General features: G+C 64.8%; 18 protein-coding genes, 3 pseudogenes and 1 other annotated feature. Of the genes and pseudogenes, 10 read left to right on the top strand and 11 right to left on the bottom strand.

Annotated elements, in window-relative coordinates:
* Positions 1–35 precede the first annotated feature (35 nt).
* The gene (locus tag EBI04_RS04500) at positions 36–1160 is read left to right on the top strand and encodes a transposase (RefSeq protein WP_444545749.1); all 1125 of its coding nucleotides are present in this window, start codon (positions 36–38) and stop codon (positions 1158–1160) included.
* A 53-nt stretch (positions 1161–1213) separates the two neighbouring features.
* Here the strand turns inward: EBI04_RS04500 and EBI04_RS13950 are convergent.
* Positions 1214–1531 (bottom strand): annotated as a pseudogene (locus EBI04_RS13950) (restriction endonuclease subunit S domain-containing protein); the annotation flags it as partial.
* Positions 1532–1698: 167 nt separating this feature from the next.
* On the opposite strand from EBI04_RS13950, the gene EBI04_RS04490 reads away from it, so the two are divergent.
* Entirely contained in the window at positions 1699–2823 is a 1125-nt protein-coding gene (locus EBI04_RS04490; protein WP_444545749.1) for a transposase, read from the top strand.
* A 50-nt stretch (positions 2824–2873) separates the two neighbouring features.
* Here EBI04_RS04490 and EBI04_RS13945 read toward each other — a convergent pair.
* The 6 genes and pseudogenes from EBI04_RS13945 to ileS all read right to left on the bottom strand — a co-directional run.
* A pseudogene (locus EBI04_RS13945) lies at positions 2874–3260 on the bottom strand (hypothetical protein); the annotation flags it as partial.
* Positions 3261–3352: 92 nt separating this feature from the next.
* Positions 3353–4924 carry a type I restriction-modification system subunit M gene (locus EBI04_RS04480; protein WP_135256303.1) on the bottom strand — a complete coding sequence of 524 codons (1572 nt, stop codon included), beginning with the start codon at positions 4922–4924 and terminating at the stop codon, positions 3353–3355.
* A gap of 58 nt (positions 4925–4982) precedes the next feature.
* A complete protein-coding gene (gene nfo / locus EBI04_RS04475) occupies positions 4983–5798 on the bottom strand; it encodes an endonuclease IV (protein ID WP_135256301.1) in 816 nt (271 codons plus the stop codon).
* A complete protein-coding gene (locus tag EBI04_RS04470) occupies positions 5795–6298 on the bottom strand; it encodes a septal ring lytic transglycosylase RlpA family protein (protein ID WP_135256300.1) in 504 nt (167 codons plus the stop codon). Before EBI04_RS04470 ends, nfo begins: the two co-directional genes overlap by 4 nt.
* Positions 6299–7330 (bottom strand): M24 family metallopeptidase, encoded by a 1032-nt coding sequence (locus EBI04_RS04465; protein WP_135257868.1) that lies wholly within the window; start codon positions 7328–7330, stop codon positions 6299–6301.
* A gap of 115 nt (positions 7331–7445) precedes the next feature.
* Positions 7446–10577 carry an isoleucine--tRNA ligase gene (gene ileS / locus EBI04_RS04460; protein ID WP_135256298.1) on the bottom strand — a complete coding sequence of 1044 codons (3132 nt, stop codon included), beginning with the start codon at positions 10575–10577 and terminating at the stop codon, positions 7446–7448.
* A gap of 34 nt (positions 10578–10611) precedes the next feature.
* Positions 10612–10848: a binding site (T-box leader), on the bottom strand.
* Positions 10849–10985: 137 nt separating this feature from the next.
* On the opposite strand from ileS, the pseudogene fsa reads away from it, so the two are divergent.
* From fsa to pdxT, 8 genes and pseudogenes are all read left to right on the top strand, one after another.
* Positions 10986–11656, top strand: a pseudogene (gene fsa, locus EBI04_RS04455) (fructose-6-phosphate aldolase).
* Complete coding sequence (rho, locus tag EBI04_RS04450; RefSeq protein WP_135256296.1) at positions 11653–12936, top strand: transcription termination factor Rho; 1284 nt, start codon at positions 11653–11655, stop codon at positions 12934–12936. Before fsa ends, rho begins: the two are co-directional and overlap by 4 nt.
* Positions 12937–13059: 123 nt before the next feature.
* Positions 13060–14256, top strand: a complete 1197-nt coding sequence (locus tag EBI04_RS04445) for a LysM peptidoglycan-binding domain-containing M23 family metallopeptidase (protein WP_135256294.1) — start codon at positions 13060–13062, stop codon at positions 14254–14256.
* An 87-nt stretch (positions 14257–14343) separates the two neighbouring features.
* On the top strand, positions 14344–15225 hold the full coding sequence (gene pdxS, locus EBI04_RS04440) for a pyridoxal 5'-phosphate synthase lyase subunit PdxS (RefSeq protein ID WP_167481876.1): 882 nt from the start codon (positions 14344–14346) through the stop codon (positions 15223–15225).
* Positions 15226–15251: 26 nt separating this feature from the next.
* Positions 15252–15611: an ArsR/SmtB family transcription factor gene (locus EBI04_RS04435; protein WP_135256290.1), complete on the top strand. Its 360-nt coding sequence runs from the start codon at positions 15252–15254 to the stop codon at positions 15609–15611.
* Positions 15612–15642: 31 nt separating this feature from the next.
* The gene (locus EBI04_RS04430) at positions 15643–17697 is read left to right on the top strand and encodes a heavy metal translocating P-type ATPase (RefSeq protein ID WP_135256289.1); all 2055 of its coding nucleotides are present in this window, start codon (positions 15643–15645) and stop codon (positions 17695–17697) included.
* Between the two features lie 7 nt (positions 17698–17704).
* Positions 17705–18943 (top strand): Na+/H+ antiporter NhaA, encoded by a 1239-nt coding sequence (gene nhaA / locus EBI04_RS04425; protein WP_135256287.1) that lies wholly within the window; start codon positions 17705–17707, stop codon positions 18941–18943.
* Positions 18944–18950: 7 nt separating this feature from the next.
* Complete coding sequence (gene pdxT, locus EBI04_RS04420; protein ID WP_135256285.1) at positions 18951–19526, top strand: pyridoxal 5'-phosphate synthase glutaminase subunit PdxT; 576 nt, start codon at positions 18951–18953, stop codon at positions 19524–19526.
* Here the strand turns inward: pdxT and asnS are convergent.
* The 4 genes from asnS to aspS form a co-directional block, all read right to left on the bottom strand.
* Complete coding sequence (gene asnS, locus EBI04_RS04415; RefSeq protein ID WP_135256283.1) at positions 19523–20839, bottom strand: asparagine--tRNA ligase; 1317 nt, start codon at positions 20837–20839, stop codon at positions 19523–19525. The two genes, pdxT and asnS, sit on opposite strands and share 4 nt — an antisense overlap.
* 371 nt (positions 20840–21210) lie before the next feature.
* Positions 21211–22038, bottom strand: coding sequence for an HAD family hydrolase (locus EBI04_RS04410; RefSeq protein ID WP_135256281.1), 828 nt, complete (start codon positions 22036–22038; stop codon positions 21211–21213).
* Entirely contained in the window at positions 22038–22931 is an 894-nt protein-coding gene (locus EBI04_RS04405; protein ID WP_135256279.1) for a PhzF family phenazine biosynthesis protein, read from the bottom strand. Before EBI04_RS04405 ends, EBI04_RS04410 begins: the two co-directional genes overlap by 1 nt.
* Positions 22924–24669 (bottom strand): aspartate--tRNA ligase, encoded by a 1746-nt coding sequence (aspS, locus tag EBI04_RS04400; RefSeq protein WP_135256277.1) that lies wholly within the window; start codon positions 24667–24669, stop codon positions 22924–22926. Before aspS ends, EBI04_RS04405 begins: the two co-directional genes overlap by 8 nt.
* Between the last annotated feature and the right edge of the window lie 7 nt (positions 24670–24676).

Genomic DNA, 24676 nt, shown 5'->3' with positions numbered 1-24676 from the left:
GGACCACTTGAAAAGGGCCGCCGGGTTCCCTTCGGATGAAGGGTGCCATGACCCAAACGGCCCATTCTCTACTCTGGACCCTCCTGGCCCTCCTGCCAACCCCCCACCTCCGCGAATCCCTCAAAGCGCTTCTTCTCCTCCTTCTCACCGGCCACGGCAAGGCCAGGCCCCAGCACAGCAAGACCAAGTCCCCTTCCGCCCTCTCCCGCTTCCTCAACCGCTATCCCTGGCCCACCCGCGCCCTCATCCGCCTGGCTCGCAAGAAGGCCCAGGAAACCCTCCACCGGGCCAGGCCCAGGCGGGGGCCCAAGCCCAGGCTCCTGGTGGTCCTGGACCTGGTCACCCTGGAGAAGCGGGGCCTCTTCCCCGCCTTGCCCCTCTCCTTTTTCCACGGCAAGTGGGGGCTCCACCTGGTGGTGCTCTATCTGGTGCTGGGAGAGCTGCGCATCCCCTGGGCCTACCGGGTGTGGCGGGGGAAGGGGGAGAAGGCCCTTTCCCTCCTTGCCCTGCGTCTTCTGGCCTCCCTGCCCCCCTGGATGCGCAAGTCCTTCCACCTTCGGGTGGTGGCCGATGCTGCCTTCGGCACCGCCCGGTTTCTTGTGGGGGTGCGGGGGTTGGGTCTGGAAGCGGTGGTGGGGATGCGGCGGGACCGAAAGACGCGGGAGGGGCTTCCCCTCTTTGGGCTCAGACGGCAGGGGAGTCGGGTGCATCTGCGGGGACTTCCCTTTCCCGTGTGGGTGAGCTGGTACCGCTATCCCTTACCCGGGGGAGGGTGGGAGTGGCGGTACGTGGTGGCCACCTTTCCTGCGGGGCCACGGACTGTGCTGGTGTGGGGGCGGCGGCGGTTTACCATTGAGCACTTCTTCCGCACGGTAAAGAGCGAGTTTTCCCTGGGGCGTTTTGGGCAGCGGACGGCCTTGGGGGTGCATCGGTTTCTGGTGCTGTCCTTCCTGGCTTACCTGCTGGCCCACTGGGTGAGGCTAGCTCCAGACGGGAGAGGTCTTTCTTGGCGGGAGGCTGGGTGGGCAGCGGCGCGCCTGCTGCTGCCGGAGGTGGTCTTGCGGGTCCTCATGGCCGAGCTGGGAGCTTTGGGTCTTTGGCCCCCGCCTGCGGGGGGAAGGGGGTGTTCATGCAGGGTATTCGGGAGGTGCAAGTTTTGAGCTACATCAAACGTGGTAACAATGCTCTTTCCAACACCTACGCGTGTTCCTATAAGCAAACTCCCCTTCGGAACAACGTTTGTGGCAGAGTTCCTCAGCCCGGCTTCCGTTATTGTTCTCCGAGATGTGCGGAGCTCAATCTCTTCGTTCTGGATTTCTGCGGATGTGGTCCATGGTATTGTCCCATTCCAGAAATCGGGGTTTCTAGTAGACGGAGTCCCTCCACCAAAAATGCGCAACGCAACCTCCCCCAGCTGTACCACCTGCCAGTGTGCGGGGATGGGGCCGATTTCGGTGTCTTGTAGGGGCGCAGCATGCTGCGCCCCTACATCGCTGATGGGCACGGGCCCGTAGGTGAAGAGATGCCGCATCAGGCTCTTTTTCAGCTCGCGCAAGGCGGCGATGACCCGCTCCGTCGCCCGCTTCGCCTCCTGCACCGTCCGAAGGACATACGCAATCTCAAAACTTGCACTTATCCACCCCCCGCATACCCATGCGCCAGGGGACCACTTGAAAAGGGCCGCCGGGTTCCCTTCGGATGAAGGGTGCCATGACCCAAACGGCCCATTCTCTACTCTGGACCCTCCTGGCCCTCCTGCCAACCCCCCACCTCCGCGAATCCCTCAAAGCGCTTCTTCTCCTCCTTCTCACCGGCCACGGCAAGGCCAGGCCCCAGCACAGCAAGACCAAGTCCCCTTCCGCCCTCTCCCGCTTCCTCAACCGCTATCCCTGGCCCACCCGCGCCCTCATCCGCCTGGCTCGCAAGAAGGCCCAGGAAACCCTCCACCGGGCCAGGCCCAGGCGGGGGCCCAAGCCCAGGCTCCTGGTGGTCCTGGACCTGGTCACCCTGGAGAAGCGGGGCCTCTTCCCCGCCTTGCCCCTCTCCTTTTTCCACGGCAAGTGGGGGCTCCACCTGGTGGTGCTCTATCTGGTGCTGGGAGAGCTGCGCATCCCCTGGGCCTACCGGGTGTGGCGGGGGAAGGGGGAGAAGGCCCTTTCCCTCCTTGCCCTGCGTCTTCTGGCCTCCCTGCCCCCCTGGATGCGCAAGTCCTTCCACCTTCGGGTGGTGGCCGATGCTGCCTTCGGCACCGCCCGGTTTCTTGTGGGGGTGCGGGGGTTGGGTCTGGAAGCGGTGGTGGGGATGCGGCGGGACCGAAAGACGCGGGAGGGGCTTCCCCTCTTTGGGCTCAGACGGCAGGGGAGTCGGGTGCATCTGCGGGGACTTCCCTTTCCCGTGTGGGTGAGCTGGTACCGCTATCCCTTACCCGGGGGAGGGTGGGAGTGGCGGTACGTGGTGGCCACCTTTCCTGCGGGGCCACGGACTGTGCTGGTGTGGGGGCGGCGGCGGTTTACCATTGAGCACTTCTTCCGCACGGTAAAGAGCGAGTTTTCCCTGGGGCGTTTTGGGCAGCGGACGGCCTTGGGGGTGCATCGGTTTCTGGTGCTGTCCTTCCTGGCTTACCTGCTGGCCCACTGGGTGAGGCTAGCTCCAGACGGGAGAGGTCTTTCTTGGCGGGAGGCTGGGTGGGCAGCGGCGCGCCTGCTGCTGCCGGAGGTGGTCTTGCGGGTCCTCATGGCCGAGCTGGGAGCTTTGGGTCTTTGGCCCCCGCCTGCGGGGGGAAGGGGGTGTTCATGCAGGGTATTCGGGAGGTGCAAGTTTTGAGCAATCGCCTGCTGCTCGGGGAGAGGGGGGAGAGGCGATACAATCAATGAAAGAAATTGCTTTTCGTGGACTCGCTGACGATTCGTGGTACCTTTTGCAATAGTGCCCAATTTTTCCCAAACCCACGACTGCGATAAGTACAGCTCTATAAAGTCTAGAATAGCTCTTTTTTCATCAACGCGAAGGATGGGGTAATCTGCGCTTACAATGGAATTAAACACATCAACTTTTAGAAACCCATAAGAGCCTTTCCTGGCCCAAATTTTGAGCAACAGGAAGTCGCCACGTTCTACACGATACCATATTTTAGTCCTCAACTTTTTACCAAGGACCTGTTCCTTTACTTTAACTCCCTGCGCATAAAGTCCTACTGAAAGCAAGTTATACATTTGGTTGTCTTGCACATAGATACGACGGCTCTGTTTTGGAACAGACATCATTACCTCTCCCAACCTCACCACCTGCCACTCCTCAGGCAGGGGACCTAGTTTGGTGTCTTTGAAGTTGGTCTCGCGAAAGACCTTGACGTTCATGCCTCCCTCGCAGCTTCGCTTGGGAAAAGGGCGCGCAGGACCTCCCGCAGGGCGCGCTCGGCTTGGGCGCGCTCCTCTTCGGCTTCCTCCAAGCGCACCAGGGCTTCCTCCAGCGGCAGGGTTTCCTCCTTGCCGTTTGTGCTCACGTAGCGGCTGGGGGAGAGGTTGTAATCGTTGCGGGCCGCTTCTTCGCGGGTGATGATGGCCGAAAGCCCCTGGCGCGCTTCCCAGCGGTGATAGACCTCGGCGATGGTCTCAATGTGCTCTTCGGTCAGGTAGTTCTTGGGGCGCCCTTTGGCAAATAGCTGGCTGGCGTTGATGAGCAAAATCTCGCCCGGATGGCGCTTCTGCCGGTTGATCACCAGGATCACCCCCGGCGCGGTGGTGTTGTAGAAGAGATTTTCGGGCAAAAGGATCACGGCTTCAATCAGATCGGCCTCCACGAAGGCCTTGCGGATGTCCCGCTCCCGGTTGGACCCTTGGTTGCCGCTGCCGCGGCTGACCGCCCCAGTATCCAGCACCACCGCCATGCGGCCGCGCTCGTTCAGGGAAGCCAGCATGTGCTGCAGCCAGCCCCAGTCGGCGGAAGAGGAGGGCGGCACCCCGTAGCGGAAGCGCTCAAAGGGATCGTTTTCGTAGAGCTCCTGGGGGAACTTCTGGTTCCACATGGGGTTGGCCGTGATCAGGTCAAAGGTTTGCAGGCGGCCGCTCCCGTCCCTGAAGGCGGGCTGGCGCATGGTATCCCCAGGGCGAATGTCGGCCTCGATGTCGTGGATGACGGCGTTCATGCGCGCCATGGCGAAGGTGGCCGGGTTGATCTCCTGGCCAAAAACTTTGAGGGGGGCGATGGTGGAGGGCAGGTCCAGATGGCCCGAGGGGTCCTTCTGCCCGTACTTCTCCACCAGCCGCAGGTGGCACTTGATGAGCAACCCCCCAGACCCACAGGCCGGGTCGTAGACCGACATCCCCGGTTCCGGCTCCAGCAGGCGTGCCATGAGGAGGCCCACCTCCCGGGGGGTGTAGAACTCCCCTGCGCTCTGCCCTTGCCCTTCGGCGAACTTGCGGAGCAGATACTCGTAGGCGCGGCCCAGGATGTCCGGCTCCACGTCCACAAGCCCCAAGCGGTGCTGGGAAAGCACCTCAATGAGAGCCTTCAAATGTTCATCGGAAACGATGCGTTGACCGGCGGCGGTGGCGTTGAAGTCCACCATATCTATCACGCCGGCCAGTTGAGGGTTTTCCCGCGCCACGGCCCGCACGGCGTCGGTGAGGAACTGGCCAAGGCCCACGGTCTGGCGGCGGATGGTTTCCCAGCGGGCCTCTTCAGGGATGTAAAAACGCACGAGCGTCACGTTCCCGCGCTGGCGCTCTTTCTCGACGAGGTCGCGCGCTACCTTTTCATTCCCAAACCTAGCGCTCAGGCGGGCAATTTCGTCCTCAAACACGTCCGAAAGCCGCTTCAGGAAAATTAGCGGCAGGATGTAATCCTTGAATTTGGGGGCATCCACGGGGCCACGGATGGCGCACGCAGCGCTCCACAGCCAGTTTTCCATCGTTTGGATGTCCATTCCACCACCTCGTTGGGTCTGGGCTGGGCCGTTAGAGATTTCCTTCCCGCAACCAACCTTATTCTAAGTTTGCCAACCAGCCGCGGAGAACCTTTAGGTTCCAGGCGTCCTCCTCCGGGCTCCTGGGGGTTTCCAGGATGAAGACCTTGCCCGTAAGGCGGGGGTCCAGGAGCACGCCCTTAAGCCCTTCCCCGATCTGGCCCTGGAGGAGGTGGGCGTGGTGGTCGATGCGGCTTCCCAGGCCCCCCACGGAGTCGTTGAGGTGGATAACGGGCACCCGTTCCAGGCCCACGGCGCGGTCCAGCTCGGAGAGGACGGCTTCCGGGGCCTCCTTCACGTCATAGCCCGCGGCGTAGGCGTGGCAGGTGTCCAGGCAGACCCCTAAGGGGGTGCCCTCTATGAGCCAGGCCAGTTCCTCAAACCGCGCCCCCACCTTCTCCCCGCCTCCCGCGGTGTTCTCCACGAGAAGCTTGGGTTTATCCCGTACCCCGGCGAGGCGGAGGGCCTTAAGGAGCCCTTCCTTCACCCGCTCCGGACTTCCGGAGCCGGGGTGGACCACCACGTACTCCAGGCCCAGGAGGCGGGCCTTTTCCAGGTCGTCCGCCAGGCTCACCACGCTTTTTTCCCAAAGCTCCCCTTCCGCCCCCAGGTTCACCAGGTAGGAGGCATGGATCACCCCGGGAAGCTCCCCGGCCATCTCCTTGAGGGCCCGGAAGGCTTCCACCTCGGCGGGGGAGAGGGCGCGGCTCTTCCAGCTCCTCGGGCTTTTGGCAAAGATCTGGAAGGCGGAAAGGCCCAGGGCCTGGGCCTCCTCCACCGCCCCCGCCACCCCCTTCTTGCCGGCGATGGAGAGGTGAAAGCCGTAGCGCCTCATTCCAGCACCTCCAGCCGCACCCGGGTGGCGGAAAGGGCCCCGATGGCCTTGGCGGCGGCGTAGGAGAGGTCAATGATGTACCTTCCCCCAAAGGGCCCCCGGTCGTTGATGCGCACCACCACGCTCCGGCCGTTTTTCAGGTTGGTGACCCGCACCCGCGTGCCGAAGGGCAGGGTGGGGTGGGCGGCGGTGAGGGCGTGCATGTCGTAGTGCTCCCCGCTGGCGGTGCGCTTTCCATGGAAGCCTGGGCCGTACCACACCGCCAGGCCTTCTTGGAACACCCGGGCCTTCTCCCCAGGCTCCTGGGAGGGTTCTTCAGGAGCTACCCGCAGGACCTGCCCTGGGCGGATGAGGTCGTCTTGGAGTCCGTTCAGGCGTTTGAGTTCGGCCACGCTCAGGCCGTGGGCCTTGGCGATGCGGAAAAGGGTGTCCCCTTTTTGCACGGTGTAGGTCTGGGCCAGGGCGCTGGAAAGGAGGAGGGCCAGGATGAGGGCGCGCACCTAAACCTCCCGCCAGCCCCGGGGGAAGCGGGAGAGGAGTTCTATGCCCGTTTCCGTGATGAGGACGAGCTCCTCAATCCGCACCCCGCCCACCCCAGGCAGGTAGACCCCGGGTTCCACGGTGACCACCATGCTGGGCTCCAGGGTCTCCTCCATGTAGGGGGAAAGCCCCGGCCCCTCGTGCACGGCAAGCCCCACCCCGTGCCCCAGGGAGTGGACGAAGTAGCGGTCCAGGTCAAAGCGCTTAAGCTCCTCCCGGGCGAGGGCGTCCATCTCCTTGGTGCTCTTCCCTGGGCCCAGAACTTCTAGAACCCGCTCCAGGGCGGCCAGGGTAGCTTCAAAGGTCCGCTTGAGCTCCCCGTTCACTTTTCCCAAGGCCACGGTGCGGGTCATGTCCGAGTGGTACCCCTCCACCCTGGCCCCCAGGTCCAGGGTAACGAGCTCCCCCGCCTCGAGGGGCTTCTCCGAGGCCCCGGCGTGGGGCAGGGCTCCCCGCACCCCCGAGGCCACGATGGGGGGGAAGGCCACCTCGGCACCCCGTCGTTTCAGGAAGAACTCTATTTCCAAGGCGACCTCCCGTTCCAAAACCCCTGGCTTGAGCAGGGTAAGGGCGTGGGCCAGGGCTTCCTCCGCCAGGGCCTGGGCCTTGCGGATCCTTTCCACTTCTTCCGGGGTCTTTTTGAGCCGGAGCCGCTCGATAACCCCCTTGGTGGGTACCCACTCCGCGGGGGCCAGTTCCCTGAGGCGTTCCAGGGCGGCGTAGGGGAGATGTTCCGCCTCAAAGCCCACTCGGCCCTTCAAGCCCTTGAAGACCTCCTCTTTTTCCTCGCGCTTCAGCACCTTGGCGGGGATGCGGCTTTCCCGCTCCGCCTCGGGGTAGCGGGGATCCGTGAGGAGGAAGGCTCCTTCGTGGGTAACGAGGACCTGGGCGTCTTCGGGGTGGGGAAAGCCCGATAGGTAGCGCACGTTCTCGGGACGGGTCACGTAAAGGGCATCCAGCCCTAGGGGCTCGAGGAGGGTCTTCGGGTCCAGCACGGGGCCTACTATACCACCCGCTAACCCTCTTCTAGGTTCACGCCCGGACCTGCCATCTCTCCGCAGGTAGGTCTCGAGGCCAAGGGTCCTTCCCGTGGCCTCCGCCCTGCGGCTATCCCAGCCTCGCCACGCTGAAGCGCACCCGCCCCTCCTCGTCCTCGAGGCGGGTCTCGTGGCCGGGGAAGAGGCCTTCCCCGAACTCCAGGGCCAGGACCTCCCCCGCGATCCAGGCCCCATGGCGGGCGAGGGCCTCGCGGTAGGCTCCTTCCGCCTCGTAGCCCACCCGGATGCGGTCGGAAACCTTGAGGCCCATCTCCTTGCGGGTCTGCTGCAGATGGCGGATCAGGTCCCGGGCCAGGCCCTCAAGCCTTAGCTCCTCCGTGACCCGCACCTCCAGGGCGGCCACGTACCCGTCCTTCTCCAGGGCCAGGTAGCCCTCGGGGGCCTGGGCCTCCAGGAGCACCTCCTCCGGGGCGAGGACCAGGGTTTCCCCTTCCACCTCTAGGGCCACGGGCTCCCCCTTCAGGACCGACCTGGCCACCCTCGAGGCCTCCCTTTCCAAGGCCTCGCGGAGGGCGGGCACCCGCTTGCCGTACTTCTTCCCCAAAAGTTTCAGGTTGGGAAGCACCCGGTAGGAGAGGATCTCTTCCCCAGGCTCCAAAACCCGCACCTCCTTGACATTTAGCTCCTCGGCGATCTCGGGGGCGAAGTGCCTTAAGCCCTCCCGCTCCAAGGCGCTGGGTGCGGTGAGGAGGAGAAGGGGAAGAGGGGTGCGGGTCTTAACCCCGCTTTTGGCCCGCGCGGAGCGGGCCAGGTCCACCACCTTGAGCACGGCGCGCATCTTGGCCACCAGCTCCTCGTCCACCAGGTGGGGATCCACCTCCGGCCAGTCGGCGAGGTGCACGGAGAGGGGGGCTTCCGGGAAGACCGAGCGCACCAGGTTCTGCCAGAGCACCTCCGCCAGGAAGGGGGTGAAGGGGGCGGAGAGCTTGGCGATGAGGACCAGGGCCTCGTACAGGGTGGCGTAGGCCGCCTCCCGGTCCAAGGGGTCCTCGTTCTTCCAGTACCGCCTCCTTCCCCGGCGCACGTACCACTGGGAGAGGTCCTCCACCACAAAGTCCCGCAGGGCCCGGCTGCTTTGCGTGGGGTCGTAGGCCTCGAGGGCCTCCGTCACCCTCCCGATCAGGTCCTGCATCCGGGCTAAAAGCCAGCGGTCCAGCTCGGGGCGCTTCTCCGGAGGGGGCGGGTTCCTGAGGTCCGGCCGGTCCAGGTTGGCGTAGGTGACGAAGAAGCTGTACACGTTCCAGAGGGTGAGGAAGTGATCCCGCACCGCCTCCCGCACCAGACTGGGCCCGAAGCGGCGGTCGGCCTCCGGGGGGGCAGAGATGTAGATGTACCACCTAAGGGCATCGGCCCCAAACTCCCGGAGGATGTCCCAGGGGTCCACCACGTTCCCCTTGGACTTGCTCATCTTCTGGCCCTTTTCGTCCAGGATGAGGCCGTGGCAGATGACGTTTTTGAAGGCGATGGAGCCGAAGAGCATCACCCCAAGCTGGTGCAGGGAGTTGAACCAGCCCCGGGTCTGGTCAATGCCTTCCGCAATGAAGTCCGCGGGGAAGGCTTCCTTGAACTCCTCCTCGTTTTCAAAAGGGTAATGCAAGGAAGCAAAGGGCATGGCCCCGGAGTCGTACCAGACGTCGATCACGTAGGGCACCCGCCGCATGGTGCCCCCGCAGGTGCACCGGAGTTCCACCCGGTCCACGTGGGGCCGGTGGGGGTCGAAGGGCTCGGGGAGGGGGTGGGTGGCCCTTTCCCTGAGCTCCTGGAAGCTGCCGATGGCCTCCTCCTTCCCACAGGTGTCGCAGACCCAGATGGGAAGGGGCGTACCCCAGTAACGGTTGCGGCTTAGGGCCCAGTCCACCAGGTTCCTTAGCCACTCCCCGTAGCGACCCTCCCGGATGTGGGGCGGGACCCAGTTGATCTCCTGGTTTTTGCGGATGAGTTCTTCTTTGAAGAAGGTGTTTTTAATGAACCAGGTTTCCGTGGCGTAGTACATGAGGGGGGTGGAGCAGCGCCAGCAGTGGGGGTAGCTGTGGAGGTAGCTTTCCTCCTTGAAAAGAAGCCCCCGGGAGCGGAGGTCTTTCAGGATGGCCCGGTTGGCCTCGCGGAAGAAGAGGCCCTTAAAAGGCTCCACCAGAAGCTTGCCCTCCTCGTCCACCGTCTTGAGGAGGGGGAGGCCGTAACGCCTTCCCGTTTCCAGGTCCTCCGCCCCGAAGGCGGGGGCCTGGTGGACGATGCCCGTGCCGTCCTCCCGGCTCACGTACTCCGCCAGGACCACGAAGTAGCCCCGCTCCACCCCTTGGGGATAGGGCGGCTCGTAGGGGAGGCCCTCCAGCTCTTTCCCTGAAAAGGTCTTGAGGATGGGGGTTTCCTCGCCCAGGAGCTTTTTCCCCAGGTTTTCCTCCAAGAGGAGGGCTTCCCCTTCCCCCTGGAAGGCGGCGTAGGTGAACTCCGGGTGCACCGCCGCGGCCACGTTCCCGGGCAGGGTCCAGGGGGTGGTGGTCCAGATGAGGAGGCTGGCCTTTTCCAGGCCCAGCCTCCCCGGTTCCTTAAGGGGCAGGCGCACGTAGACCGAAGGGTCGGTGATCTCCTTGTACCCCAAGGAGAGCTCGTGGGAGGAAAGGGGCGTGCCGCACCGGGGGCAGTAGGGCACCACCTTGTGGTCCCGGTAGAGGAGCCCCCGGTCGAAAAGGTTCTTCAGGCTCCACCAGATGCTTTCCACATAGGTGGGGTGCAGGGTGGCGTAGGCGTTCTTGAGATCCACCCAGTAGGCGATGCGCTCGGTGAAGGCCTCCCACTCCTTCTCGTAGGTGAAGACCGACTCCCGGCAGGCTTGGTTGAAGCGTTCGATGCCGTAGGCTTCGATCTCCCGTTTGCTCTTTAGCCCGAGCTTCTTCTCCACCTCCAGTTCCACCGGCAGGCCGTGGGTGTCCCAGCCGGCGCGGCGGGGCACGTAGTAGCCCCGCATGGTCTTGTACCGGGGGAAGAGGTCCTTGTAGCTTCGGGCCTGGGCATGGCCCACGTGGGGCATGCCGTTGGCGGTGGGGGGACCCTCGTAGACGGTGTAGCGGGGCCCGCCTTTACGGTTCTCCACGCTTTTCTCAAAGATCCTCTCCCGCTTCCAAAACTCCAGAACCTCCTCTTCCAGCCTGGGAAAGTTGGGTTCACCGACCTCCTTGAACATACGCTCCTCCCTAAAGAAACGCCCGCGCCCTTGGGGCGCGGACGAAAGCGCTAACGGCTTCCGCGGTACCACCGCGCTTCCTGGAAGAACCTTCCAGGCCCTCATTGCCACGCGATCACGGGCGCACCCGGCGGGCATTACTCAGGGACCGGCCCTTTTCCTCCCGCGGCTCCGGGGTGATCTTCCCGCCTTTCCTCACCACCGGGCTTCCACCCTCCCCGGCTCGCTCTAGGCTATCGGAAAGGGGTACTCTCCCCATCCTCGCCTTTACAGCTCATGCCCCCTGGGGTAAAATCCCCCGTTGGCGGCTAAGCCCATGCTAGCAGCCCTCCCCTTCCTTGACAACGCCTGGGCTGGGTCTGCTAGAATCAAGCTAAGCCGGTCCACTTCCCGACAAAAGGAGTGCTCATGGAGCTGTACCTGGATACCGCCAACTTGGAGGAGATACGGGAGATCGCTGCCTGGGGGGTACTTTCCGGGGTTACCACCAATCCCACTTTGGTGGCTAAGGAGTATGCGGGCCGAGGAGCAAAGCTGACCGAGGAGGTTCTCTTCGCCCACCTACGGGCCATATGCGAGGTGGCGAAGGGGCCTGTGTCGGCGGAGGTGACCGCGCTGGAGGCCGAGGCCATGGTGGAGGAGGGCCTGCGGCTTGCCGCCATCCACCCCCACATTGTGGTTAAGTTGCCCACCACCGAGGAGGGCCTGAAGGCCTGTAAGCGCCTTTCCACCCAGGGGTGAAGGTGAACATGACCTTGATCTTTTCCGCCAACCAGGCCCTTCTGGCAGCCCGGGCGGGGGCGGCCTATGTGTCCCCCTTCCTGGGCCGGGTGGACGATATCTCCTGGGACGGGGGAGAGCTTTTGCGGGAGATCGTGGAGCTGATCCAGGTCCAGAACCTGCCGGTCAAGGTCATCGCCGCCTCCATCCGCCACCCCCGCCATGTGACGGAGGCGGCTCTTTTGGGGGCGGACATCGCCACCATGCCTTATGCGGTCTTCAAGCAGCTCCTTAAGCATCCTTTGACGGACATAGGCCTTAGACGCTTTATGGAGGACTGGGAGAAGGTCAAGCCATGAGGAGAAAAGCGGATACCCAACAAGAAGCGCCCCTCACCTACCAGGAGCTTTCGGCCAAGATCCTTCCGGAGCTCCACCTGCTGGCCCAGGAAGCGGGGATTGAGAACTACAAGCGCATGAAGAAGGACCAGCTCATCATGGCCCTCCTGGAGCGGCAGACCCAAGGGGAGGGTTTGCAGCTGGTCAAGGGTTACCTGGAGATCAGCCCGGATGGCTATGGGTTCATCACCGAGAACCTATACAACCTGGAATCCAGGGTGGCCATCGTCTCTGCGGGGCTCATCCGGCAGTATGCCTTGAGGAGCGGGGATTATATCGTGGGCCGGGTGCGGCCTCCGCGGGAGAACGAGCGCTACGGCACCCTCCTCAAGGTGGAGGCGGTGAACGATCTGGATCCCGAGGCCGCCAAGAACCGGCCCCGCTTTGACGAGCTCATCCCCCAGTTCCCTGACCGGCAGATCCGGCTGGAGACCACCCCCGATGAGCTTTCCACCCGGGTGATCGACCTCCTGGCCCCCATCGGCCGGGGGCAGCGGGGGCTCATCGTGGCCCCGCCCAAGGCGGGCAAGACCACCCTGCTCAAGAAGATCGCCAATGCGGTCCTGAAGAATGAACCCGACATCAAGGTGATCGTGCTCCTCATCGATGAGCGCCCCGAGGAGGTCACGGACTTCCGGGAAAGCGTCCAGGGAGCTGAGGTCATCGCCAGCACCTTTGATGAACCTCCCCAGAACCACATCCGGGTGGCGGAGTTCGTCCATGAGAGGGCCAAGCGCATCGTGGAGGATGGGGGGCACGTGATGATCCTCCTGGACTCCATCACCCGCCTGGCCCGGGCCAACAACCTGGTAACCCCGCCCACGGGCCGTACCCTGTCGGGCGGTTTGGACTCCGCTGCCCTCTACTTCCCCAAGCGCTTCTTGGGAGCGGCCAGGAACATAAGGGGTGGGGGAAGCCTCACCATCCTGGCCACCGCCCTGGTGGAAACGGGAAGCCGCATGGACGACGTGATCTTTGAGGAGTTCAAGGGGACGGGCAACATGGAGCTCCACCTTTCCCGCCGCCTCGAGGAGCGGCGCATCTTCCCGGCCATCGACATCCTGAAGTCCGGGACCCGTCGGGAGGAGCTCCTCTTGGGCGAGGAGGTGGTGCACAAGATGTGGCTTCTGCGCAAGGTCCTGGCGGACATGGACCCGGCGGAGGCCATGGAGATGCTCCTGGCCCGTTTGGGGCGTACCAAGAACAACAAGGAGTTTCTGGCGTCCTTGGCCGCCCGTTAGGCGGGATTTTCCCTTGGGGGGCGGGCTTTCCGCCCCCCAAGGCCTTGTGCCCCTTGCGTTTTCCCTGCTTGGTCCTGGTATAATCCCCGCGAGGTTTGGGCGGGGTTTTTTGGGAGGTGAGCGTTGCGGGGAATATGGTGGGGAAGTTTATGCCTATTGGTTTCCTCTCTGGCCTTTGCTAAGCTCCCTATTCTTAGCCCCCTTCCCCTTCCCGAGAACACGGTGGAGGTGGGCCAGGCGGCTAAAAAGGGGTGGGTGCTCTACGAGGTGAAGCCCGGGGATACCCTGGTGCAGATTGCCGCTCGTTATGGGGTGGATCCAAGGCACATCCTGTGGTCCAGCAACCTGCAAAGCGACCGCTTGCAGGTGGGGCAGAGGCTACTTATCCCCTTGGCGGCCGTGGAGGACCGTTCCCCCCGGGTACCCCCGGGGGTGGAGGTGTACCGGGTACGCCCGGGGGATACCCTGCAGGGAGTGGCGAGCCGTTATGGTGTAAGCGTCCTGGACTTGGTTTCCGCTAACCCTTCCTTAGAAAGCCTAGACCAGCTGGTGGCGGGGAGTGTCCTTTACATTCCCAAAGGGGCTAGGGGCTTGGTGGTATCCCTGTCCGAGGGGCAGACCCTGGTGGACCTGGCGGCCCGTTTCGGCCTCTCCCCGGTGGCGGTGGCCCGGGCCAATGGGGTGAAGGATCCCTTGGATTTGAAGCCAGGGGACCTGGTCCTCCTGCCCGGCATTCAGGCCAAAACCACGTACCAGCGCCTTTTGGCCAAACAGGAGGCGGAGCGCCAAGCCCGCCTCGAGGCCGAGCGGCGCCGCCAGGAGGAGCTGAGGCGCCTGGCGGAGGAACGCAGGAGGCAGCAGGCTTTGGCCCAACAGCGCGCCCAGGAGGCGCGGCGGGCCCAGGCCCAGCAGCCCCAGGTGCGGCGGGTGAGCTACCAGGAAGGGGCCATGCGCTGGCCCCTTTCCGACTTTCGTATCACCACCTACTTCGGCCAGCGGGGAGCTTTCCAGCGCTACCACACGGGGATCGACCTGGCTGCTCCTTACGGCACCCCCATCGTGGCCGCCAAGGCGGGCCAGGTGGAGGTGGCGGGTTGGAGCTCGGTGGGGTACGGCTTCCACGTGGTGCTGGATCATGGTGGAGGGGTGGAAACCCTTTACGCCCACATGTCCCGCATCGCCGTGCGGGCGGGCCAGTGGGTGGAAGCCGGGCAGGTGATCGGGTACGTGGGGTCCACCGGTTGGTCCACCGGGCCCCACCTGCACTTTGAGGTGCGGGTGGGCGGGGTGGCCCGCAACCCCTTGGCCTATCTGCCCTAGGTGGGCCTTAGCGCCGTGGGGGCCTTTGGGCCCCCGGCTTCTTTGGGCTTGACCCGCCGGGCGGTAAGCTGGAGGATGGAGGACGGGATGGAGAAGGGTACCTTCCAGATCAAGACCGGCTTTGCCGAGATGTTCAAGGGCGGGGTGATCATGGACGTGACCACCCCCGAGCAGGCGGTGATCGCCGAGGAGGCGGGGGCGGTGGCGGTGATGGCCCTGGAGCGGGTTCCCGCGGACATCCGCGCCCAGGGGGGTGTGGCCCGCATGTCCGACCCCAAGGTCATCAAGGAGATCATGGCCGCGGTGTCCATTCCCGTGATGGCCAAGGTGCGGATCGGGCACTTCGTGGAGGCCATGATCCTCGAGGCCATCGGGGTGGACTTCATCGACGAGTCTGAGGTCCTCACCCCCGCCGATGAGGAGCACCACATTGACAAATGGAAGTTCAAGGTGCCCTTCGTGAACGGGGCCCGGGACCTGGGGGAGGCCCTGAGGCGCATCGCTGAAGGGGCGGCCATGATCCGCACCAAGGGGGAGGCGGGCACGGGCAACGTGGTGGAGGCGGTGCGCCACGCCCGCACCATGTGGAAGCAGATCCGCTACGTCCAGTCCCTCCGGGAGGACGAACTCGTGGCCTACGCCAAGGAGATCGGGGCTCCCTTGGAGCTGGTAAGGTGGGTCCACGACCACGGCCGCCTTCCCGTGGTGAACTTCGCCGCTGGCGGCATCGCCACCCCCGCGGACGCGGCCCTCATGATGCACCTGGGCATGGATGGGGTTTTCGTGGGAAGTGGCATTTTCAAGTCTGGGGATCCCAAGAAGCGGGCCCGGGCCATCGTGCGGGCGGTGACCCACTACAACGATCCCGAGGTGCTGGCCGAGGTTTCCGAGGACCTGGGCGAGCCCATGGTGGGCATCAACCTGGACCAGCTTAGGGAAGAGGAGCGCCTGGCCAAGCGAGGCTGGTAAGGGAAGCCCAGGGTAAGGGTAAGGCCATGGCGCGGGCAGTGTGTGGGGTGTACGAGATCCACCCTGAGCGGGTGGAGAAGGCCCGCGCGGCCTTGCCCGAGGGGGCGGTGCTAGGGGAAGCCGCCCTCCTCCTTAAGGCTTTGGCCGACCCCACCCGGATGCGCCTTCTTCTGGCGTTGAAGGCGGCGGAGGAGCTTTGCGTGTGCGATCTGGCCCTCCTTGCCGGGGTTTCGGTTTCCGCGGTGAGCCACCAGCTCAGGCTTCTGCGCCAGGCCCGGCTGGTGGCCTTCCGCCGGGAGGGGAAGCAGGTCTATTACCGCCTGGCGGACCACCACGTGGAGAGGCTGCTGGAAGGAGCCCTGGAGCACGCGCTAGAGAATACTTGAACGTCCATTCAAGCGATGCTACCCTGGGGGCATGGAGGCTCCCAGGGTTCGCGTGTTCCGGGTGGAGGGTCTGGACTGCGCCGACTGCGCCTTAAAGGTGGAGAAAGCCCTTTCCAGGGTACCTGGGGTGGTGCAGGCCCAGGTTAGCTTTGCCAGCGGTAAGGCGTACCTGCACCTCGAGGTTCCCGGGGCGGAGAAGGAGGCGGAAAAGGCGGTTTCCGCCTTGGGCTATCGCTTGAAGCCCGAGGGGGAAACGAGCAGGGGTGTTTTGGGACCCTGGCGCTGGGCCTTGGCTTCTGGGGGGCTTCTCCTGGCGGCCTTTTTAGCCTCCTTCCTCTTTCCCGGACTAGCCCCTTGGGGTTATGGGCTGGCGGCCTTGGTGGGGGTTTTCCCCCTTGCCCGCCGTGCGGCGTCCCTTTTTCGGAAAAACCCCTTCAGCATGCAGGCCCTGGTCACGGTGGCCACGTTGGGAGCCCTCCTCATCGGGGCGGAGGCCGAGGCGGCGGTGGTGGTTTTTCTCTTCCTCGTGGGGGAGGTATTGGAGGCCTATAGCGTGGCCCAGGCCAGACGGGCCCTTTTCGCTCTGGGAGAGCTTCTTCCCCGAAGGGCCTACCGCCTGAGGGAAGGCGGCTTGGAGGAGGTGCCCCTAAGTGCCCTGCGGGTGGGGGACCTGGTGCGGGTGCCCCCGGGGGAGCGGGTACCGGCCGACGGGGTGGTGGTGTCGGGGCAGGCTTCCTTGGAGGAGGCCGCCTTCACCGGGGAGCCCCTGCCTAGGCCCAAGGGAGCAGGGGATCGGGTTTACGGGGGCAGCCTGGTGGTGGAGGGAAGCCTGGTGGTAAAGGTGGAGCGCCTTCCCGAGGAGGGCTTCCTGGCGGAGATGGAACGCCTGGCGGAGGAGGCCCTTCTCAAGAAAAGCCAGGCGGAGCGGGTGGTGGATGCCTTTAGCCGTCGCTACACCCCGGCGGTCCTGGCCTTGGCAGGCTTTGTGGCCCTGGTCCTTCCCCTTTTTCAGGGGGATTTCCTTGGGCATGTGTACAAGGCCTTAGCCCTTCTCCTCATCGCCTGTCCCTGCGCCCTGGTGGTCTCGGTGCCGGCAGCCATCGCCGCGGGGGTAGCCCGGGGGGCCAGGGCGGGGGTGCTCTTTAAGAGCGGGGCGGCCTTGGAGCGCCTGGCCGGGGTGCGCTTTGTGGCCTTGGACAAGACGGGAACCCTGACCCTGGGAAAGCCCACCCTGGTGCGGGTGGTTACCTTTGGGGTTTCCAGGGAGGAGGCCTTGGCCCTAGCCAAAGGGGTAGCGGAAGGCTCCTCCCATCCCCTTGCTCGGGCGGTGCGGGAGGCTTCGGGTCCTGAGGCTTTGCCCTCGGAGGAGCACCGGACGGTGCCGGGCCTCGGGGCCTTCGCCCGGGTGGAGGGCCGGGAGGTGGGCTTGGTGCGGCCAGAAGCCTGGGACCTGTCCCCTGGGGTGCAGGCCCAGGGGAAGGCCTTGGCGGAGGAAGGCCTAAGCCTTTCCCTCCTGGTTAGGGAAGGGGCTCCCCTGGCCCTCTTGGCCTTCCAGGATACCCCTCGCCTCGAGGCTCGGGAAGCTTTGGCCAAGCTACGCCAGCTGGGCCTTAAGCCTGTCCTGCTCACCGGCGACCGGGAGGCCTCCGCCCTGGCCTTGGCCACGGCCTTGGGGCTGGCTTCCGAGGAGGTCCGGGCTGGTCTTTCCCCCCTGGAGAAGCTCCGCCTGGTGGAGGAGATGGAGGGAAGGGGCAGGGTGGCCATGGTGGGGGACGGGGTCAACGACACCCCCGCCCTGGCCCGGGCTACGGTGGGACTGGCGGTGGCCGAGGGCGCCGAAGCGGCCTTGCAGAGAGCGGACGTGGGCCTTCTAAGCCTTGCGGCCTTGCCCCGGGCTTTCCGTCTAAGCCGCCTGACCCTGGGCGTGGTCCGCCAGAACGTGGCCCTGGCGGTGGGGCTCAAGGGGCTTTTCCTCCTCACCACCCTCCTGGGGTACACGGGGCTTTGGGCTGCGGTGCTGGCGGACAACGGGGCGCTGGTGTTGGTGACGGTGAACAGCCTGCGTCTTTTGTGGAGCCGTGTATAGTCATTCCATGCCCAGGCCCAGGTATCCCAGACTTCTGGAGCAGTTCCTTGAGAGCGAAGCCAAGGGGGGTTTGGTCCTCTTTTTGGCAGCTTTTCTCGCCTTTGTGTTGGCCAACTCCCCAGGGGCCGCGGCGTACTTTGCTTTGCGGGAAATTCCGGTAGGCTTGCGCTTTGGCGGTTTCTCCCTAGAAAAGCCCCTCCTCCTTTGGGTCAACGACCTTCTGATGGCCCTGTTCTTCCTGCTGGTGGGGTTGGAGCTCAAACGGGAAATTCTTTCCGGGGAGCTGAAGGAGCTTCGTAAAGCGGGCCTAGTCCTGGCGGGGGCTTTGGGAGGTATGGCCTTTCCCGCTGTCCTCTACCTCATGGTCAATCCCAGCCTGCCCCAGGCCCGGGGATGGGGCGTGCCCATGGCCACCGATATCGCTTTTGCCCTAGGGGTGTTGGCTCTGGTACCCCGGGTGCCCTTGGGGTTAAAGCTCTTTCTCACCGCCTTGGCCATTGTGGATGACCTGGGGGCGGTTCTGGTCATCGCCCTTTTCTACACGGGGGGCCTCGAGGGAACCTACCTTCTCCTGGCAGCCCTGACCTTAGGGGTACTCCTTCTCCTGAACCGGGTGGGGATTTGGTACCTGTGGCCTTACCTGCTCTTAGGACTGCCCCTTTGGTACTTTGTTCTGAAGTCCGGCCTTCACGCCACTTTGGCCGGGGTGCTCCTGGCCTTGGCCATACCTTTGCGGCGGGGCAGGCCTTTTCAGGGAGCTGCCATGGAAACGGATCCTGAGGCCCTGGAAGGGGAACTGGAGGCCTTGGAGGAAGAGGTGGGAGAGGCCCAAAGCCCCCTGCACCGCCTGGAGCACACCCTGCATCCCTGGGTGGCGTACGGGGTACTTCCCACCTTTGCCTTCTTCAATGCCGGGGTGGCGTTGACGGGCCTAGAGTTCGGAGCGGTGGCCCTCGGTGTGGCCCTGGGGCTTTTGCTGGGTAAACCCCTGGGAATCCTGCTTTTGGTCTGGCTCGCCTTGCGCTTGAGACTTGGGGTTTTACCCGAAGGGGTGGACCTGAAGGCCATCCTAGGGGTGGGTTTCCTTGCGGGCATTGGCTTCACCATGGCCCTTTTCATTGCCGGATTGGCCTTTGAGGAGGGCCTGCTGGACCAGGCCAAGGTGGGGATCCTCTCCGCTTCCCTGCTGGCGGGGCTACTGGGGTTTATCCTGGTGCGGGCTTCCCTTGACAGGGCCCGGGCCTAGGTCCAGGATGAGGAGCGTGGTTGGCGTTTTGGCCCTACAGGGGGATTTCCGTGAACACAAGGAAGCGCTTAGGCGCTTGGGGATAGAGGCTAAGGAGGTGCGTAAGAAGGAGCACCTGGAAGGAGTGAGCGCTTTGTTGATCCCGGGGGGCGAGTCCACCACCATCGGCAAGCTGGCTCGGGAGTATGGCATAGAAGAGGAGGTGCGAAGGCGGGTGGGGGAGGGCTCCCTTGCCCTCTTTGGCACCTGCGCCGGGGCCATCTGGCTTGCCCGGGAGATTCTAGGCTACCCCGAACAGCCCCGGCTGGGAGTGCTGGACGTGGCGGTGGAGCGCAACGCCTTTGGCCGGCAGGTGGAGAGCTTTGAGGAAGACTTGGAGATTCGGGGCCTGGGGCCCTTCCACGGGGTCTTCATCCGGGCTCCCGCCTTCCGCCGCCTGGGAGAAGGAGTAGAGGTGCTTTCGGAGCTAGAGGGCCTACCTGTACTGGTGCGCCAGGGTAAGATTTTGGCCAGCACTTTCCACCCCGAGCTTACCCAGGACCCCAGGCTTCACCGGTACTTCCTGGAGCTAGCGGGCCTTTAGGGCCGCATCCGGGTGTACATCCGGGGGAAGGGAATCGCCTCGCGCACGTGGGCGAGGCCGCAGATCCAGACCACGGTACGCTCGAGGCCCAATCCGAAACCCGAATGGGGCACGCTACCAAAGCGCCTCAGATCCAGATACCAGTCGTAGACCTCCTCTGGGAGGCCGAACTCTTGGATTTTCCTGCGTAGAAGTTCCAGGTCATGGATCCTCTGGCTACCCCCGATGATCTCCCCGTACCCCTCGGGGGCAAGGAGGTCGTCGTTGAGGACCAGTTCCGGATCCTCCGGGTCCGACTCCATGTAAAAGGCCTTGATGCGGGCGGGGTAGCGCTCTATGAAGACAGGCCGGTCAAACTGGCGGCTTAGGGCGGCCTCGTGGGGGGCGCCGAAGTCCTCCCCGTAGGGAAGAGGGGATAGATCGGGGTCCTTCTCTGCTAGCCGGTTTACCAGCGCCACGGCTTCCTTGTAGGTGAGGCGGGGGTAGTTTCCTTCTGCGGCGGGTTCCAGCACCTTGGGGTCCCGCCCCAGCATCTCCAGCTCCTTTGCCCTGCGCTCCAGAATGCGCCCTGCCAGGTAGCTCACCAACTCCTCCTGCAGGGCCATGTTCTCTTCGTGGGTCATGAAGGCCACCTCGGGCTCAATCATCCAGAACTCCAAAAGGTGGCGGCGGGTTTTGCTCCTCTCTGCGCGGAAGGTGGGGCCGAAGGTGTAGACCTTCCCGTAGGCCAAGGCTCCGGCCTCCGCGTAAAGTTGCCCCGACTGGGAGAGGTAGGCCTTTTCCCCATCAAAGAGGTCCACCTGGAAGAGGTCGGTGGTGCCCTCCACGGCGCTTGGGGTGAGGATGGGGGCGTCAAAGCGTAGGAAGCCCCGCTCGGCGAAGAAGTCGTGTATGGCCCTTTCCACCTCGTCCCGGATGCGCATCACCGCAAAGGGGCGGCGGTGGCGGAGCCAAAGGTGCCGGTAGTCCATGAGGAAGTCGATCCCGTGCTCCTTAGGGCCGATGGGGTACTCCGCTTGCGGGAGGCTCACCACCTCGAGGCCGCGCACGGAAAGCTCAAAGCCCCCTGGGGCCCTTTCGTCCCGTCGCACCAGGCCATAGACCTTGAGGGCGGTTTCCTGGGGGAGATGGCCCGCCTCTTCAAAGACCTCCTCCGGTACCTCCCCCTTAAAAAGGGTGGCCTGGAGAAAGCCGGTACCGTCCCGGAGGATGAGGAAGTGGATCTTTCCCTTGGAGCGCTTCTGGTAGAGCCATCCCCTGAGCTCCACTTCCTGTCCCTCGTATCTGGCGATCTCATCAATAAAGGCCCGCATACCCTTATATCCTAAAGGGCCTCGAGGGGTTTACCTGGCGCTTGCCTGCATTCCCTACCCTGAACCTGAGGGGTGAAGGGCATGACCTCGCGGTGTGTTGGCTATAGCCCTAGAGGCCTGCTCAACGGGGGAAGGCCTTTCCCTGCTTGAAGGCACAGCCTGCCGCGTGCGCAGAGGTTCCCGAGGCCTGGCACCCGTGTTTGCCAGCTCCTTTTCCAAGGGATTCTCGCGGCGGACCGGAATGGAAAGCGCTTCTTGGCTCTGCCCCCGGGGCTCGGGTCTGCTACCCCCAGCTTGGCTCCAGGTTGGGTGGAAGGGACAGGCGTTTATCGGGATGGGCGGGTGGTATGGGCGCGGTTTAAGCCATTCCCTTAAGGCCTTTGACTGGGCAATAGGCTGGCAAGGGCCTCCGCCAGGCCGCATGCCTCCACGGGAGCCACCACCCGTTGGGCCGCTTTCTTGACCTGGGGCGAAGCGTTCCCCATGGCGATGCCCAGGCCTACTCCTTGGATAAGTTCCAGGTCGTTTTCCCCATCCCCCACCATGGCGCATTGGGCCAGGGTCAGGCCGTAGCTTTCCGCCACAAAGCGGGCGGCCGAGAGCTTGCTCACGCCCCGCTTGGTCAGGGATACGAACCGCACCCCGGGCATCCTGGGGCTTTCCGCCACGTGGGCCTGGAGGTCCTGGGGCAAAGGGTCCATGAGGGCGCCCAGGGGGGCTTGGGCCTCGGCCAGCACCTGGAGGCGGACCAGGGGGGTAGGAAGCCTTAGCAGGTCCGCTTCCTCGGCCACCACGCCCAGGAGTTCCTGGTGGGCCTTTAGGAGGGGGCTATCCCCCTCTACGAAAAAGCCCCCGTCGGCGGTGTAGCCCTCGAGGGGAAGCCCCAGCCTGCGGGCCAGGCGGATGGCTTCCCGGGCCGCCTCCTGGGGCAGGGCCTCCACCAGGAGGGGGTGAGCGGGAGGGGAGTGAGGATCCCGGGACAACGCCAGGACCACTGCCCCAGACTCGAACACGTGGAGACCTGCGGGGTCCAGCCTGCGGGCGTAAGCCAGGGCGTGCCCCCGGCCCGGCCGACCGGTGATGAGGCTTAGGCGGATGCCTTTGGCCCTTAAGGCCTCCACCGCTGGCCACACGCACTCCGGCACCCCCTCCTTGCCCACCAAGGTACCGTCCACGTCCACGAAGACCAGTCGCACCATCAAACTTCCCCAGCGGATACCTGGACCGCTTCCCCCCCAATCTGCACCCCGTAGGGCTGGCCCGTGGGGCTGTACTCCACCACCACCTCCACCACGCCCGGGTTGCCCAGGCGGTGGCCCTGGTAGATGGTGAGGGCCACCCGGCCTTCCCGCCTGGGCACCACCCCTGCCCGGGCCAGAAGGGCGCCCAGGGCGGCGTTGGCGGAGCCTGTCACCGGGTCTTCGGGAATGCCCAGGATGGGGGCAAAGTCCCGGGCGTAGAAACTCCTTGGTCCCATGGGGGCGTAGGCATGGACGGTGGCCACCTCCAGCTGGTGGGAAAGTTCGGCCAGGGCCTTCATCTCTGGCTCTAGGGTATCCACCACCCCGGGGGCGATGAGGGGGACGAAGAGGCTCCAAAGCCCGGTGTAGGCGATGCCGTAAGGCAGACCCCGGTGCAGGTAGCGCTCATCCGAGCCCAGGGCCTCGAGGACCTCCTTGAGCACCTGGTAGGGGGGGAGATCCCGGAACCTCGGGGCGGGGCCCCTCACCAGGGCCTTCTTGGGTTCCCCGGCCTCGTACAGGATCTCCACCGGCAGGGCCTCCGTGGGGGTGTGCAGGAAAAGCCTCTTGCTGCCCTCGGGGGCCAGGCCCAGGCGCACCAGGGTAAGGCCTAGGGCTATGGCGGCATGGCCGGAGAACTCCACCTCTCCCGACGGGGTGAAGAAGCGCACGGCGAACAGGGTCTCTTGCCTTTCCATTACGAAGGCGGTTTCCGGTTCGCCTAGGTGCCGGGCCAGGTTTCGCATCTCCTCGAGGTTCATGCCCCGGGCGTCCAGCACTATGGCCACCCGGTTCCCGGCCCCCGGGGTGGAGGCGAAGGCGTCCACGATCACGTAGGGAATCCTAGCCATGGGCGATCACCATGAGGCCGAGTTCCCGAAGCTGTTCCTCGGACACCGGGCTTGGGGCCCCAGTGAGGGGGTCTTTGCCCTCCTTGTTCTTGGGGAAGGCGATAACCTCGCGGATGGACGGGCTGGCCGTCATAAGGGCCAGGAGGCGGTCCAGGCCCCAGGCGATGCCGCCGTGGGGTGGGGCCCCGTAGGTGAGGGCTTCGAGGAAGAAGCCAAACTTTTCCCGCTGCTCCTCCTCCCCGATACCCAACACCTGGAACATCTTGGCCTGAAGAGCGGGGTCGTGGATGCGGATGGACCCGCCTCCCACCTCGGTGCCGTTCAGCACCAGGTCGTAGGCCAAGGCCCGCACCCTCCCAGGATCGGCATCCAAGAGGGGTAGGTCCTCGGGATGAGGGCTGGTAAAGGGATGGTGCATGTAGGTGTACTGGCCCCTTTCCTCGTCCCACTCCAGAAGGGGGAAGTCCACCACCCAGAGGAACCGGAAGCCCTCCCGGGGGAGGCCTAAGATCTCCGCCAGCTTAAGCCGCACCTGCCCCAAGGCGGTGGCCGCCACCTTGGCGGGCCCGGCCACGAAGAGGAGGGTGTCCCCCAGGCCGGCTTCCGTGGCCTCCAGGAGGCTTTGCCGCACGGGCTCCAGAAACCTGGCCACCCCGCCTGCGAATCCTCCCTCCTCCACCCGGGCAAAGGCGAGGCCCCCCGCCCCATGGCGTTTGGCCAGCTCCTCCAGGTCGGCGATCTCCTTTCGGGAAAGGGCCTTGGGCACCGCCAGGGCCTTTATCCTTTCCGCTTCCCGGAAAACCCGAAACTCGCTTTCCCGGAAGAGGTGCCCCACCTCCTTGAGCTCCAGGCCGAAGCGGGTGTCGGGTTTGTCCGAGCCGAAGCGCTCCATGGCCTCCTGGTAGGTGAGGCGGGGGAAGGGGAGGGGAAGCTCCACCCCCAGGGCTTCCCGGAACACGTGGGCCATGAGCCTTTCGTTAACCTCCAGGATATCCTCCACCTCCACGAAGCTCATCTCCAGGTCCATCTGGGTGAAGTCGGGCTGGCGGTCGGCCCGGAGGTCTTCGTCGCGGAAGCAGCGGGCGATCTGGAAGTAGCGGTCAAAACCCGCCACCATGAGCATTTGCTTGAAAAGCTGGGGCGACTGGGGGAGGGCGTAGAAGAGGCCAGGCTGCTGGCGGTAGGGCACCAGGAAATCCCGGGCCCCTTCCGGGGTGCTTTTGGTCAGGAAGGGGGTTTCCACCTGGATGAAGCCCTCCCGATCCAGGAAGTCCCAGATGGCCTTGATGACCCGATGGCGGAGGCGCAGGTTTTCCTGCATCCTCCTCCGGCGCAGGTCAAGGTAGCGGTACTTGAGCCTGAGCTCTTCGGAAACCTCCTTTTCCTCCTCGCCCCGCCAGCCGGCGTCCACGGGGAAGGGGGGTGTTTTGGCCTCGGAGAGGACCTCGAGGGAGGAAAGCTCCACCTCCACCTTTCCGGTGGGCAGGCGGGGGTTGGGCTCCGGGCGGAGGCGCACGGTGCCCTTCACCCGCACCACCCACTCCGAGCGGACGCGCTCCGCTTCCTGGTAGGCGGGGCTTTCCGGGTGGGCCACCAGCTGGACCAAACCCTCGCGGTCCCGGAGGTCCAGGAAGATGAGCCCCCCCAGGTCCCGGCGGCGGTTTATCCACCCCTCGAGGACCACCTCCTCCCCCACGTGTTCTTCCCTTAGGCTTCCGGCGAAGTGGGTACGGCGCATAATCCCC

Origin of the sequence: Thermus caldilimi, from assembly GCF_004684245.1 — a bacterium.
Classification (GTDB): domain Bacteria; phylum Deinococcota; class Deinococci; order Deinococcales; family Thermaceae; genus Thermus; species Thermus caldilimi.
This window is presented reverse-complemented; position numbering and strand designations above follow the sequence as displayed.

Coding starts and splice junctions, on each gene's coding strand:
- aspS (WP_135256277.1), bottom strand. CDS start 24,669: ATGCGCCGTACCCACTTCGCCGGAAGCCTAAGGGAAGAACACGTGGGG.
- EBI04_RS04410 (WP_135256281.1), bottom strand. CDS start 22,038: ATGGTGCGACTGGTCTTCGTGGACGTGGACGGTACCTTGGTGGGCAAG.
- EBI04_RS04500 (WP_444545749.1), top strand. CDS start 36: ATGAAGGGTGCCATGACCCAAACGGCCCATTCTCTACTCTGGACCCTC.
- rho (WP_135256296.1), top strand. CDS start 11,653: ATGAGGAGAAAAGCGGATACCCAACAAGAAGCGCCCCTCACCTACCAG.
- EBI04_RS04430 (WP_135256289.1), top strand. CDS start 15,643: ATGGAGGCTCCCAGGGTTCGCGTGTTCCGGGTGGAGGGTCTGGACTGC.
- nfo (WP_135256301.1), bottom strand. CDS start 5,798: ATGAGGCGCTACGGCTTTCACCTCTCCATCGCCGGCAAGAAGGGGGTG.
- EBI04_RS04480 (WP_135256303.1), bottom strand. CDS start 4,924: ATGGACATCCAAACGATGGAAAACTGGCTGTGGAGCGCTGCGTGCGCC.
- ileS (WP_135256298.1), bottom strand. CDS start 10,577: ATGTTCAAGGAGGTCGGTGAACCCAACTTTCCCAGGCTGGAAGAGGAG.
- asnS (WP_135256283.1), bottom strand. CDS start 20,839: ATGCGGGCCTTTATTGATGAGATCGCCAGATACGAGGGACAGGAAGTG.
- pdxT (WP_135256285.1), top strand. CDS start 18,951: ATGAGGAGCGTGGTTGGCGTTTTGGCCCTACAGGGGGATTTCCGTGAA.
- EBI04_RS04490 (WP_444545749.1), top strand. CDS start 1,699: ATGAAGGGTGCCATGACCCAAACGGCCCATTCTCTACTCTGGACCCTC.
- nhaA (WP_135256287.1), top strand. CDS start 17,705: ATGCCCAGGCCCAGGTATCCCAGACTTCTGGAGCAGTTCCTTGAGAGC.
- EBI04_RS04435 (WP_135256290.1), top strand. CDS start 15,252: ATGGCGCGGGCAGTGTGTGGGGTGTACGAGATCCACCCTGAGCGGGTG.
- pdxS (WP_167481876.1), top strand. CDS start 14,344: ATGGAGAAGGGTACCTTCCAGATCAAGACCGGCTTTGCCGAGATGTTC.
- EBI04_RS04405 (WP_135256279.1), bottom strand. CDS start 22,931: ATGGCTAGGATTCCCTACGTGATCGTGGACGCCTTCGCCTCCACCCCG.